This window comes from Streptomyces sp. NPDC002690, assembly GCF_053592415.1.
In genome coordinates this window covers 1-13,816 of sequence record NZ_JBSFVR010000040.1, presented here as the reverse complement: position 1 = coordinate 13,816, position 13,816 = coordinate 1, and the positions used below count along the sequence as shown (strand labels likewise).

General features: G+C 72.1%; 7 protein-coding genes. 6 read left to right on the top strand and 1 reads right to left on the bottom strand.

From position 1 onward, the window contains the following. The first annotated feature begins 151 nt into the window (after nucleotides 1-151). The 5 genes from ACWD3D_RS08440 (at nucleotide 152) to ACWD3D_RS08420 (ending at nucleotide 5,483) form a co-directional block, all read left to right on the top strand. Complete coding sequence (locus ACWD3D_RS08440) at nucleotides 152-1,276, top strand: hypothetical protein (protein ID WP_451460135.1); 1,125 nt, start codon at nucleotides 152-154, stop codon at nucleotides 1,274-1,276. A 179-nt stretch (nucleotides 1,277-1,455) separates the two neighbouring features. Next, the gene (locus ACWD3D_RS08435) at nucleotides 1,456-1,821 is read left to right on the top strand and encodes a hypothetical protein (protein WP_451460134.1); all 366 of its coding nucleotides are present in this window, start codon (nucleotides 1,456-1,458) and stop codon (nucleotides 1,819-1,821) included. Between the two features lie 118 nt (nucleotides 1,822-1,939). Continuing rightward, nucleotides 1,940-3,499 (top strand): alpha/beta hydrolase, encoded by a 1,560-nt coding sequence (locus ACWD3D_RS08430; protein WP_451460133.1) that lies wholly within the window; start codon nucleotides 1,940-1,942, stop codon nucleotides 3,497-3,499. A 176-nt stretch (nucleotides 3,500-3,675) separates the two neighbouring features. Further along, the gene (locus ACWD3D_RS08425; protein WP_451460132.1) at nucleotides 3,676-5,133 is read left to right on the top strand and encodes a glycoside hydrolase family 76 protein; all 1,458 of its coding nucleotides are present in this window, start codon (nucleotides 3,676-3,678) and stop codon (nucleotides 5,131-5,133) included. A 137-nt stretch (nucleotides 5,134-5,270) separates the two neighbouring features. Next, nucleotides 5,271-5,483, top strand: coding sequence for a DUF4287 domain-containing protein (locus tag ACWD3D_RS08420; RefSeq protein WP_387363749.1), 213 nt, complete (start codon nucleotides 5,271-5,273; stop codon nucleotides 5,481-5,483). A gap of 112 nt (nucleotides 5,484-5,595) precedes the next feature. Here the strand turns inward: ACWD3D_RS08420 and ACWD3D_RS08415 are convergent, their stop codons facing one another. After that, nucleotides 5,596-6,189 (bottom strand): hypothetical protein, encoded by a 594-nt coding sequence (locus ACWD3D_RS08415; RefSeq protein ID WP_451460131.1) that lies wholly within the window; start codon nucleotides 6,187-6,189, stop codon nucleotides 5,596-5,598. Nucleotides 6,190-6,813: 624 nt separating this feature from the next. Here ACWD3D_RS08415 and ACWD3D_RS08410 point away from each other — a divergent pair. Continuing rightward, on the top strand, nucleotides 6,814-13,740 hold the full coding sequence (locus ACWD3D_RS08410) for a glycoside hydrolase domain-containing protein (protein WP_451460130.1): 6,927 nt from the start codon (nucleotides 6,814-6,816) through the stop codon (nucleotides 13,738-13,740). Nucleotides 13,741-13,816 lie beyond the last annotated feature (76 nt).

The window sequence follows — 13,816 nt, the reverse complement described above, 5'->3', positions numbered from 1 at the left end:
GGGGCGCAGGACACGATGCCGACCCGGCCCTGCGGCATCCGGGCACCTGCGCACGCGGGAACGCGGTTTCACCCGGACGCCGGTACGGCGGCCGGCCAGGGTTGTGCTGTTCTTCTTCCGGCGGTCACCCGGGGCGTGGACAATCGCGGCCATGGTGACGACGGGGGACACGTCCGAACGTCCGGCCGGTTCGTCGGCGGCCGACAGGCTCTTCGCCCTGGTGGCCGTCCTCGTGCCGAGTGCGCTGGCCGCGGGCACGCTGACGGCGCTGGTGGTCGGGGTGCTGCTCACGGACGTGACACTCTTCTGCTGGAGTCTCGGCGGAGTACTGGTGGCCGTCCTGCTGATGGCGGTCCCCGCGCGGGTACGACGGCGGCGCCGGGGCCGTCCCGCGCCCCGGATCGCGCTCGCCCGGATCGAGAACCGGTGGGTCACACACGGCGAGTTCGCCGACGTGCCGGTCCGGTTCGACCTCACGGTGGCGCCGGACGACGCCCCCGCGTACCGGGTGATCATCAGCGAGCCGGTCGACCTGGTCGACCTGGCCGACTGGCCCGAGGGCCGCACGGTCGTGGTGACGTACGACGATGGCGACCCCTGGCGGGTGGAACTGGACAGGCGGCCTACGGAGGAGTGGGCGCGCAGGGCGGCTCGGGAGCAGGTCGGCACCGCGCCCGAGCGCACCCGGGTGAAGGAGACCAAGGCGGGCTGCGCCTGCTCGGCCGTGCTGCTCGGCCTGGTGGCGGGGGCGCTCCTCGTCCTCCACCCCTACTGGAGCGACCTGAAAAGCCGTTACGGGGACGATCCGCCCGCACCCGGGGCTACCGGACCGGTGGTTCCGGGACCCGGGTCCGGCTCACGGTCCGGCTCCACGACCGTCACCACCGTCACCGGTTCCGCCTCCTCTCCCTCGACCCTGCGTACCGGAGAGATGCGCCGCCTCGCGAACACCCTGGTCACGGGCATGGGCACGGAGACGGGCACCCGGATCACCATCGAGGAGAAGGTGATGTCGGCCGTGGGCAGCAAGGACTCAACCGCCGACGAGGGCTTCCCGATGAGTCTGCGTGCCCTCCCCTACGAACTGCTCCCCGGGCTCGTGGACACCGCGCGCACCGGGCTGGGCATCGACGCCCCGGCGAGCTGGCGCATCGACATCACGACCGAGGGCGCCGGCCCCGCGCCGGTCGTCCGGGTGACGGTCTCGGGGCACGGGAAGAGCGCGTACCTGCTGGCCGACGCGGTCGGCCGGATCACCGAGCGCCATCCGGCCTGAGGCGCGCGGGGCCGCCGCAGACCGGTCCGCGCGAACTGCGGTCCGCCGTGCGCCGGCCCGGTGCGCGGGCGGTCCGCCCGATGCACGCTGGAGTGTGAGGGAGCCCCCGCCACGCCCGGCGCACGTGCCGGGAGCCCGGCGGTGGGCTCCACCGCATCGATCGGCAGGGAGTGGGGACCATGACGGCGACCACACGTGACGACACCCCGGTCGCGTTCAGCAACGGCGAAGCCGAACTGCGGTCGCGCCCGGCGGGCGGGGAGATGAGCGTGTCCTTCGTGAACTTCCCGAAGGGGACGGACATGGGACCGGCGCTCGTCGGCCTCCCCGGTGACCTCTGCTCGTGTCCGCACTGGGGCTACATGCTCAAGGGCAAGCTTCGGCTGCACACGAAGGACGGCGACGAGACGTACGAGGCGGGCCAGGCGTTCTACTGGTCCCCGGGGCACGCCCCCGAGGCGCTGGAGGACTGCAGTTACGTCGACTTCACGCCCACCGAGGAGTTCACCAAGGTGATCGAGCACGTCCGCTCCAAGGTCGGCTGACCCGGCCGGGTGAACCTCGCTGGTTCGGGAACTACACCCGCAGTAGAGGAAGTTGAAGTGATGTGGGCATCTTCTGCGGATGCCCCCATCGTTGCGTACGAGGAGGCGGAGGCGGCCCGTGACGGCTTTCCTGTTGGTGCCCGGTACGTTCACCGGAGGCTGGATCTGGGACCGGGTGGCAGAGCTCCTGGAGCGGTCGGGGGCGACGGTCCACGCGATCACCCTCACCGGCCTGGAGGAGGGCGAGAACCCGGCCGGCGCGGACCCGGCCGGTGCGGTCGTGGACCCGGCCGGTGGCGACGTCGGCCTCGCCACTCACATCGGGGACCTCGTGCGGGTCGTCGACGGTGTGGATCCGGCGGAGAGGGAGGTGGTCCTCGTGGGCCACGACTACGGCATCCTCCCCGTCCTCGGCGCTGCGGCCCTGCGCCCGGAGCGGGTGTCCCGGATCGTCAATCTGGACGCAGGGCTCCCCCGGGACGGTGAACCCGCCCTCGTCATCGAGCCCGATCCGGCGGTCCGTGAGCGGGCTCTGGCGCTCTCGGCGGGCCGCCCGTCCGAGGGCCCGGACTCCCGGCTGATCCCGCCGCCGACCGCCGAGGAGTGGCGGCAGCGGGCCGGTTCGGCCGATCTGTCCGCCGAGGACCTGGAACTGCTGGCGCGGCGGGCGGTCCCGCACCCGGCGGGCACGCTGGTGGAGCCGCTGCCGCCGACCGGTGCGGCTGAGGGCGTCCCGTACACGGGGGTACTCGCCTCGGGAAACGGATCGACCCTGGATCTGGTCGAGTCCCTCGTCTCCATGGGCGAACCACGCGTACAGACGCTCACCCGGCCGGGTGTCACCCTCGTCGAGATCCCCACCGGACACTGGCCGATGCTCTCCGCACCCGGCGAACTCGCGGACCTGCTGCGGCGGGCGGTGGCCGGCGAGGGGCACCGCGTCGGAGCGCGGGCGGGTTCGCCCGTACACCTGGGGCCGTTCCTGCTGGACGTGCCCGAGCGCGAACGGGAGCGGGACGGTCGTGTCGATCTCTACTACCCCGACGCCGAAACCCCGCGCCCCGCCGTCGTGTTCGTGCACGGCGGTCCGGTGGACCCCGACGCGCGGCCCACGCCCCGCGACTGGCCTTCTTTCGTCGGGTACGGCCGGTACGTGGCGAGCCTGGGCGCGGTCGGAGCCGTCCTGGACCACCGCCTGCACGGCCTCGGCGACTACCCGGCGGCGGCCGAGGATCTCGCGGAGGCTGTCGAGCGGGTCCGCGCCGATCCTCGCGTCGACGGGGAGCGGGTCGCCGTCTGGTTCTTCTCCGCCGGAGCGTTGCTCTGCGCCGACTGGCTCGCGGCGCCCCCTTCGTTCCTGCGCTGCGTCGCGGCCACCTATCCGATGCTGGCCCCGCTGCCCAACTGGCCCCGGATCGAGGGGAGGTTCAGGCCGGCGGATGCCGTCGGGGCGGCCGGTCCGCTGCCCTTCGTGCTGAGCCGGGTGGAGAAGGAGCGGACGGAGATCGACGCCACCGTCGAGGAGTTCCTGCTCGCGGCCAAGGGGACGGATCTCCGGCTGGAGGTGATCCCCGTCCCGGGCGCGCGGCACGGCTTCGAAGCGGTCGACCACACCGAACCGGCCCGCCGGGCGGTCAGGCAGGCGGTGCGCACGGTGCTGGGGCACCTGGAGGTGTGACGCGAGAGCCGGCTCCGGCGGGCGGGGTGCGGGCGCGGGCATCGGGTGCAGCCCGCCTCCCGTAGCCCGCCTGCCGCGCGGTACCAGGGCGACGCGTCGCGTGTATTGACATGCACCTGATGAATCGGGTCGGCTTGTCGGGTCGGCACGTTCCCCCCACCGCAAGGAGTTGCCGCATGCCCTCCACCCGTAGAGGCCGGCGCCCTGCCGTCCTCGCGCTCTTCGTGAGCCTGCTGCTCGCCGCCCTCCCGGTGGCGGCTTCCCCCGCCCAGGCCGCCGCCGAGGCCGCCCTCTGCAACAAGCAGTGCGACGCCCGCGACCCCGCCACCGCGACCTCGGACCGGACTCCGGTGAGCAGCACCCTCTACGGTCGTACCGTCCGACTGCACCTTTCGGACAACGATGTCATGGGCTGGGCCTCGATCGAGGGCGGATCGGCCGGGGACGAGGTCTGGCTCGACCGCTCCTTCGACGGCGGCCGGACCTGGTCCTCCGGGAGCAAGTTGGGCGACACGACCGTACCCGCGGGTTCGAGCGGCTGGCGCACCCAGATGTACAACGTCGACGACTGGAACACGGCCGGTGTCGGCGCCCTGCGCGCCTGCGGCAAGGCGGGGGACCGCCCCGAGATCACCTGCACCGGCTGGGCGCGGGTGAACTGGAACGCCTGGAGCCGTTCGACCGCCGCCGCGACCGCGCTGATGATGTCGTACGACCGGGGCACCGGTCTGTTCGGCGGCAACGGCTGGTGGACGGCGGCCAACGCGCTCACCGCCGTGCTCGACAACGCGCGCCTCAGCGGGATGCCGAGCTACCGGTACGCCATCGCCTCCACGTACGACAAGAACATCAACGCCCAGGGCGGTAGCTTCCGCAACGACTACCTGGACGACACCGGCTGGTGGGGTCTGGCCTGGGTGGCCGCCTACGACGCCACGGGCGACAGCCGGTACCTCAACACCGCCCGCGCCGACGCCGATCACATGCAGGCCTACTGGAACGGGACCTGCGGCGGCGGGGTGTTGTGGAACCGGACGATGACGTACAAGAACGCCATCACCAACGAGCTCTTCCTCCAGCTCAACGCGGCGCTGCACAACCGCATCCCCGGCGACACGGTCTACCTGGGCCGGGCGAAGGCCGAGTGGTCGTGGTTCCAGGGCAGCGGAATGATCAACGGCGACCACATGATCAACGACGGGCTCACCGACGCCTGTGCCAACAACGGCCAGCCCACCTGGACGTACAACCAGGGAGTGGTCCTCGGCGGGCTCACCGAGCTGTACCGGGCCACCGGCGACTCCGCCCTGCTGACCACCGCCCGCACCCTCGCCGACGCCTCCACGGTCCGGCTCCAGACCGACGGGGTGCTGCGGGAGCCCGGCGAGGGCGACGAGTGCGCCGGCGACGGCCCGTCCTTCAAGGGCGCGTACGTGCGCGGCCTCGGCAGGCTCGACGCCCAGCTCACCGACCACCCGTACGCGGGGACCCTCGACCGCTGGGCCGACGCGGCCTACGCCAAGGACCGCAACGCCCTCGACCAGTACGGCCCGCACTGGAACGGAGGTACCGGCACCAGCGACTACGGCTGCCAGCAGAGCGCGCTCGACCTGCTCAACGCGGCCGGACAGTAAGAGCTCTCCCGGAGCTTTCCCGGAGCGCGGGTGCGGTACGAGGGCTCGCCCCGTACCGCGCCCCACCCGCATCGGTGAGGTGGGTCATTCCCGCCCGCCGGCCGATGAGTTCCGGCCGCCGGGCGAGTCCACCAGGCATGACGAACTCCGTTAAAGGCCCCGCGAGTTACTTTCCCTCGATCGAGAAGACGTACGGACGCCCGGTGGCGGAATGGAAGGAGCTGATCCGCTCCTCGCCGCTGACGAAGCACGGGGAACTGGTCGCCTGGCTCAAGACCGCCCACGGTCTGGGGCACGGCCACGCCAACGCCCTGGTCGCCCACACGCGTGCCGAGGACGACGGCAGGTGACGCGCGGCCGGCCGGGTGCGCGCGTTGCCGCACCCGGTGGCGGGCCCGGAGCCACGCGGTGCCGGCTGCGGTGGGGGAGCCGGCTGCGGGGGAGTGACCGGCGGTCTGGTCGTCACTCGTCGTCGGACGGCGCGGGGGTGTCCCAGACGATGAAGTGGAACCGCATGCCGCCGTCCCCACTGCCCAGCCACTCGACGGCCGCCAGATGGTTCGCGCTGGTCGGCAAGCAGAACCACGTCCCCTCCTCGCCGGTGTTCATCTCTCCGGTGGCCTGGGGGAAGGCGGTCAGCATGTGCGCGCACTCCCTGGGAGTCGCGCCCTTGGGGCTGTCGGCCACGTGACCGTTCAGGGGCGAGAACGACTCGCCGCCGCTCCACGCCATGTCGGGGCTGGGCACCGACGTACCGACCACGCCGTGTTCGAGGTTGGCACTGCTCCCCTCGGTGAGCGTGAAGTCCCCCCGCTTGATGACCTTCGTCGAGGTCTCGGAGGGGGACGGCGAGGGGGACGACGAGGTGACGACGTCGTCGGCGGGGGTCTCGTCCGGAGCGGCGCTCTCCGGCGCCCCGGTGGGGGCCGACGCCCCGGGCGCGGTCGGGTCCCCGGCCGTCGCCGACGGCGGAGCGAGCACGCCGCGCGAGGCGCTGCCGCTGGTCCCCACGACCAGGGTGACGACCAGACCGAGCACGGGCACCAGGATGCCCACGACCCACCACGACCACCTCGGCGCTCCGTGAGGGGGTTGCAAGGGCTCCGGCGTCGCGTGGCGCGGCGGCTGGGGCGGCATCGGTGGGTGTGCGCCCCTACCGCCCGGTCGTGGCCCGAGCCCGCCCGCCGTGGGGCTGAGCCCGCCCGGCTGTGGGCCGACTCCGCTCGGTGTGGGACCGTTCCCGCCCGACTGTGGACCGACTCCGCCCGGCTCCTGCGTCATGGCGCCCTACCCCCGTGTTCCGCCCGCCTCGAAAGATCCTCACCGTATCGAGCCGGTCGGGTGCATGTCATGAGTTTTCTCCGGTGTGCGGACCGGCCGGCCCGTCCGCCGCACGGAGCCGCACCGGGCGAGCGGCGCCGATGGGAGTGGCGCCGGGTCTCTTCGGGAGGGGGATCGCGTGCGAGCCCGTCACGGCCACCTCCCGGGCGAAATTTGTTTGCCCCTCGTACGTTTTCTCCGTGTCTGATGGTGGACGGTTCGTGAACACGGCAGGGATGATCGCGGTGTTCACTTCCGTCCTGCTGTTTCTGGGTTGCACGCCCGGTGTCGTGGGCTGACAACGTTGTCTTCTGGTGAGACCGATCCGTGCGACGCAGTGTGCGACGCCTGAGAGGTCCCGTGTCCACCAGATCCCATCCCCCCGTACCCCCGGAGATACCTCCGGGTACGTCCCCCGGCCGTCGCCGCCCGCTGCGCGCGGCGGTCGCCGTCCTGCTCACCGGGGCGCTCGGCGCCGCCGCGCTGGCGAGTGGCGGCGTGGCCTTCGCGTCGCCCGGCGTGACGACGTCCACCGGCGCGTCCGGCACCGACTGGACCGCGCTCGTCGACCCGTTCGTGTCGACCGCCGGCGACGACGGCAACGACCTGCCGGGCGCGCAGGCGCCCCACGGCCTGGCGAAGGTCAACCCGTTGACCACCCCGAACCGCAACCACCCGGGGTACGACTACGACGAGGACCACATCGCCGGGTTCACGGCGACCAACCTCGACGGGGTCGGCGGCTCCGGGGGCGGCGGCGACCTGCTCGTCGTCCCGACCTCGGTGCGGTACGACAGCCGGCCCGCCACCAGCACGTACGCCCACGCGTACAGCCACGACGACGAGTCCGCGACGCCCGGCTCCTACCGGGTGGGCCTCGGCGCCCTCTCCGGTACCGGGTCGGCCGTCAAGGAGGACCCGGGCACCATCGAGGCCGAGATGGCCGCGACGACGCGCACCGCGCTGGAGCGGTACAGCTTCCCCGCCGGATCGCAGCCCGAGCTGGTCCTCGACCTCGCGAACAACTTCACCAGCCGTACCCGCTCGACCCTGAAGGCGACGACGCTCCCGGACGGGACGACCTCGATCGGCGGTCTCATCGCGGGATCGTTCAACGGCGCTTCGTACCAGCTGTATTACCACGCCACCACCAACGTCCCGGTGACCTCGCTGAAGAGCTGGGGCAGCGACGGCAAGCTGAGCGACGCCACCTCGCGGGACGGTGTCGACACCGGTGCCGTGCTCGGGTTCGACGCGTCCCACGGGGACGACATCGAACTGCGGGTCACCCTCTCGCCGATCAGCGCCGAACAGGCCGCGACCGACCAGGCGGCCGAGGTCGGAGGCCTCACCTTCGACCAGGCGCGCGACCGGACGAAGGCCGAGTGGAACGGCGCGCTCGGCGCGGTCGCGGTCAAGGCCACGGAGAAGTCCGACCCCGGCTCGACGCTGACCAAGGAGTTCTACACCCACCTGTACCGCATGTACGCGGCTCCGGTGAACGCCACCAGCACCAGCGGCACCTACCGCGGCGCCGACGGAGCGGTGCACCAGGCCAACGGGTTCACGTACTACGACGGCTGGTCCACCTGGGACGACTTCCGCAAGTACTCCGTCGAGGCGTACATCGACCCGGCCACCTACCGGGACATGGTGCAGTCGCTCATCGAGCTCTTCGCCGACACCCGCGCCACCGGCAAGAGCCTCGGCAGCCTCACCCACTCGGTGCCGACCGTGCGCTGGGAGCGTTCCGCGGTGCTGGTCGCCGACGCGCTGTCGAAGGGGTTCAAGAACTTCGACCGGCTGGACGAGGCGTACCCGGCGCTGATGGCGTACGCCGGTTACTACACCGGCGCGCAGCTACGGCAGGGGTACGTCACCGGTGACCCCGGTACGACCGTCCAGCGCGGCTACGACCAGTGGGCGCTCTCCGTCATCGCGGGCGCGCTCGGCAAGACGGACGACGCGGTGAAGCTGCGCGAGCAGTCCACCATGGCGATCGACAACCTCGTGAAGTCCGGTGCCTGGAAGGCCCCGGACGGCACCCAGGTCGGTCTGCTCACCCCGCGCGCCGCGAGCGGCGACTGGCAGGCGGCCGACTACGAGAAGTTCGAGGAGGCCGGTCTCTACCAGGGCACGCTCTGGCAGTACCACTGGTACGACGCCTACGACATGGGCGGTCTCATCGACGCCATGGGCGGCGACAAGGCAGGCAAGGCCGCCGTCGAGCACATGTTCGGTGAGGACTCCGGCGTCGACGACGGTTCGACGATGCTGCACTCCAACGCGAACGAGATCGACCTGCAGGCCCCGTACCTCTTCAACTACGTCGGCGAGCCGAGCCTGACGCAGAAGTGGGTGCGCTCCATCTACACCGGCACCACCTGGAACCGGTACATCGCGACCGGCTCCACCAACGAAGCACCCAGCGGTGGCGGCCAGTTCACCCCGCCGGTGAAGACCCAGGTCTACAAGCTGTCGCCGCACGGCTTCCTGCCGACCATGGACAACGACGCGGGCACCATGTCGACCATGTTCGTCGGCGCCGCGCTCGGCCTGTTCCCGGTCACCGCCGGATCGAGCCAGTTCCAGATCGGCAGCCCGTTCTTCGACTCCACGACGATCCGCTACGCCAACGGCGCCGAGTTCACCGTGAAGGCGAACGGCGTCTCGCCGAGCAACTACTACGTGCAGAGCGCCAAGCTCAACGGCAAGAAGTTCGACAACACCTGGCTGGACTACTCGCAGATCATCGCGGGCGGCACCCTCGACTTCACCATGGGCGCCAAGCCCTCGAAGTGGGGCACCACCACGGAGCCCGCGTACTCGCTGGACACCGACGCCGGTGACACCGGTGCCGGTACGGCCCCGGGCAAGGGCGACACCACCGTCCACGCAACCCCGGCCACCCTGGCGACCAAGGCCGACGGCTCCGTCGACGGCAGCGTGCGGCTCACCCTCTCCGGACCCGCCGCGTTCACCGACCGCAAGGGCACCAGCCTGACCAAGAACGGGGCGGCGACCGTCACCGGCCTGCCGGGCGGCGTCACCGCCGACCTCCGGGTCACCGACGCCCACACCGCGACGCTCTCCCTCAAGGGCACCACCGAGGTCGACGCGCGCCTCGGCCTCACCTTCCAGGACGCGGCCTTCGCGCACGGCGTGAAGGCGTCCACGGTGCGCGGCACCGGGATCTCCCCGACCGACCCGCTCACCGTCTCCGCCGCGGCGGTGCACCGCACGAGTCTGGGCGCACTCGTCGGCCAGGCGTCCGTGGTGCGCGCCGGAAACTACTCGGACGGCTCCTGGACCCTCTTCCGGTCGGCGCTGGAGCGCGCCCGGACCGTCCTCGCGGACGCCGCCTCCCCGACCGGCACGCTCATGGCCGCCGAGGACGCGCTGCGGGCCGCCGCCGACACCCTCACCATCGACGAGGGCGGTTACGCCGTCCTCCAGGCCGAGAGCCCCGACGAGAAGCAGGGCCCGAGCCTCACCAGCGAGCGCAACAACTCGGACGGCAACCTCGGCGGGGTCACCGAGGGCTCGTGGGAACGGTTCGCCAAGCTGGACTTCGGCGGTGTCGCCCCGCACAGCGTCTCGGTGCGGTACGCCAACTCCCAGGCCACCAGCGCCAAGGCGAGCAGCGTGGACGTCCACGCGGGCGGCGCGGACGGCCCGGTCGTCGCCACCGCCCAGCTCCCCGGAACCGGCGGCTGGCAGTACTGGAACACCGTCCGGGCGACCGTCACCGACCCGGACGCCCTGCTGGCGGCGAAGAGCGCGACCTTCGTGTTCCACGCCCCGGCGGGACAGCAGTGGGTGTCGAACTTCGACTGGTACCAGTTCTCGCCGTACGCGGTCGAGGCGTCCGATTCGACCACGCTCGCCACGCTGACCGCGGTGAACGCCGGCTCCACCGGCGGCGGTTCGCTCCCGCTCAAGACCTCGTCCGGCATCTTCGAGAACGTCACGGACGGCGCCTGGGCCGAGTGGAAGGGCACCGCGCTCCACGACGGGGCCGACACCCTCACCGTCAGCTACGACAAGCCGCAGACGCGCTCGGCGCCGGACTCGCACATCGAGCTGCGCCTCGGCTCGAAGGACGGCCCGAAGGCCGTCGACGTCCCCCTCGCCACCACCGGTTCGGGCTGGGGCACCATCGGTACCACGACCGTCCGCCTCGACCCGGCCGTCTTCCAGGGCGACCAGGACGTGTACGCGGTCTTCGCCTCCAGCACGCAGACCTCCGCCCTGCCCTACGTGGCCAACGTCTACGCGCTGACCCTGACGCAGGACACCTCCGCCCCCGTGGCGGTCGACGCCACCGCCTTCCGCTCGAACAGCGGCGGCGGCCTCAAGAGCGAACCGGCCGGCTGGAGCGGCGCCGGGTCCGCCACGGACCTCGGCGGCACCTACGACGGCGCCTGGCTCGACTACGGGGACATCGAGTTCGGCGCCTCGGCGAAGAACACCGTCACCGTCACCTACGCCAACAACTCCGCCCGCTGCGGCACCGGTTCGGCCGTCCAGCTCTACCTGGACTCCTTCGACGCCGCCGACCCGGGGACGCCGTACGCGACCGTCCCGCTGCCCGTCACGGGAAGCGCCTGGTCGTCCGGCGGTACGACGAGCCTGACCCTGCCCCGGGGGATCACCGGCACCCACGGCCTCCACCTGCGCCTGGTGACCACCGCGGACTCCGCGCACCCGTACGTGGCGAACATCGGCCGGATCACCTTCGACCACGTCGCCGCCCCCGTCGCCACGGACCCGTCCGCGCTGCGCGCGGCGATCGAGCGGTACGAGGGACTCACCGGCCAGGCCGACCGGTACGACGCGATCGACTTCGGGGTCTACCGGCGTGAACTCGACGCCGCACGCGCCCTCGCCGACGCCGAGGACGCGACCCAGCTCGAAGTCGACACCCGCACCCGCAGCCTCACCCTCGCCGCGGGCGGGCTGATCCCGCTGCCGCGCCTCAAGCTGGAGGACCTGGTCGAGACCGCCTCGGCCCTGGAGAACGGGCGCTACACGGACGCGTCCTGGAAGGCGTTCACCACCGCGCTCGCCGCGGCGAAGACGGCCGCGGCCGACACCACGGCCACGGACGCGGTGCTCACCGCACGGTACGACGCCCTCCAGCACGCCGTCTCGGCCCTCGCCACGAAGCCCAAGTCGGCGCCCGCATCGCCCGACGCGGTGTCGGCGACCTCCTCCGGCAGCAGCGTCACCGTCGCCTGGTCCGCGCCCGCGGACACCGGCGGCTCGCCCGTCACCGGCTGGACGGTCACCCTCGACGACGGCCACCAGGTCCGGATCGCGGACCCGGACAGCCGGAGCACCACCTTCGGCGGGCTGCGCTCCGGCCGCTCGTACACCGCGCGGGTCAGTGCCGTGAACACCTACGGCACCTCCCGCCCGAGCGCCCCCACGGCGCCCGTGGTGACCGTCGGCGGCAAGCCGCAGAAGCCGGTCGTGACCGGCGTGGTCACCCACGGCAAGCACGTCCGGGTGACCTGGCACACCGCCTTCGACGGCGGTTTCCCGATCGTCGGCTACACCGTCGCCCTCGGCGACGGCACCACCGCGCACGTCTCCGCCACGGCGGACACCGCGCTGCTCACCACCACCGGCAAGGCGAAGGCGAACACCGCCACGGTGACCGCCGTGACCCTGGCAGGAACCTCCGAGGAGCCGGTCTCCTCCGCCGCGGCGGCCCCGGCCACCGCGTACGAGCCGTCCGCCTTCCCGGCCGACACGCTCGACGCGAGCTACCCGTCCGACGAGTGGCCGGCCGCCGATGACGGCACCGACTACTTCCACGACCTGCTGGCCGGTTTCGACGACCTCCCCGCCACCACCCGCGGCGCCAACGCGAAGCTGCCCTCCGGCACCTCGCCGACCGCCGAGAACGACACGAGCGCCGTCGCCATCAACAACGCGGCCACCCAGAAGGAGGTGGACCGGGCCGAGGTCGACGCGACCCACAGTGCCACCGTCACCATGGCCGACGGCCTCGGCTCCCGGCTCGGCACGCTCTACACCCAAGCCCTGGACGGCGGCCGACTGCCCAAGACCAGCGCCCTGTTCGGCCGCGTCTCGGCCGGACTCGACGAGGTCGACGCGGTCAAGAACCTGTACGACTACCAGCGCCCGTACGTCCGGCTCGGCTTCGTCGGCGACGGCGGCGACATCTACGAGTCGCAGGACGGCTCGTACAGCGGCCTCTCCACCAGCGGCTCCTACCCGAGCGGCCACACCTACGGCGGCTACGAGGCCGGGACCGTCCTCGCCACCCTCCTGCCGGAGCTGGCGCCGTCGATCCTCGCCCGCACCTCGGAGTACGGCAACAACCGCGTCATCCTCGGGTTCCACTACCCGCTGGACGTCATGGGCGGCCGGATGAGCGCCCAGGCCACCGTGGCCCACCGCTGGGCGGACCCCGAGTTCGAGAAGCTGCTGACCGAGGCCCACACCGAGATCGAGAACGTGCTGCTCGCGAGTTGCGAGAAGGAGGGTTACGGCACCACGCTCGCGGCCTGCTCCGGCGACGCGTACGCCGGTCTGTCCACGGACCAGCAGATCGACGTGTACACGCGCCGGCTGAACTACGGGTTCTCCCAGGTGGGCAAGTCCGGGCAGGCCCTCCGGGCGCCCGCCGACGCGGCGGCCCTGCTGATCACGGCCTTCCCGGACCTCACCGCCGAGCAGCGCACGCAGATCATCGAGCAGACCGCCACCGACTCCGGCTACCCGCTCGACCTCACGGGCGACGACCAGGAGAGCTGGGAGCGGATCAACCTGGCCGCCGCGATGGCCGCGCGGGTGGTCGTCAACGGCGACGGTTCCGTCACCGTGACCAACTTCGCCGACGCCACCGAGGCCGCCGTCGCCGACGCGAGCGCGATCACCGTCGGGGGCGTGGCGATCGACGGGTTCGACCCGGAGGTCTCCACGTACGTGGTGGACGTGCCGAAGAACGCGAAGACCCCGGCCGTCACCGCCGTACCCGCCCAGCCCGGTGCGAAGGTGAAGGTCACCGACGGCAGCAAGGTCCTCTCGTCCGACGGCTCCGGATTCACCACCCGGACCATCCGTGTGACCTCGGCGAACGGCGCGGTCACCCGCACCTACACGGTCGGCCTGCGGTCCACCGACCGCGCCGGAGGCTCCTCCGGCTGGTCCGGTTCCTCCGGTTCCCACGACGGCGGCTCGTCCGGCTCCCACGGTGGCTGGTCGCCCTCCACGGACTGGACCCGGCCGCTGCGCCTGCCCGGCCTGCGGTAACCGCGAAGCGTCCCGCCGGACCACCGGCGGGACGCCGCCACCCACGGGCGTACGGGGATCGGAAGAGCGTCGGGTA

Coding starts and splice junctions, on each gene's coding strand:
- ACWD3D_RS08435 (WP_451460134.1), top strand. CDS start 1,456: ATGACGGCGACCACACGTGACGACACCCCGGTCGCGTTCAGCAACGGC.
- ACWD3D_RS08420 (WP_387363749.1), top strand. CDS start 5,271: ATGACGAACTCCGTTAAAGGCCCCGCGAGTTACTTTCCCTCGATCGAG.
- ACWD3D_RS08440 (WP_451460135.1), top strand. CDS start 152: ATGGTGACGACGGGGGACACGTCCGAACGTCCGGCCGGTTCGTCGGCG.
- ACWD3D_RS08425 (WP_451460132.1), top strand. CDS start 3,676: ATGCCCTCCACCCGTAGAGGCCGGCGCCCTGCCGTCCTCGCGCTCTTC.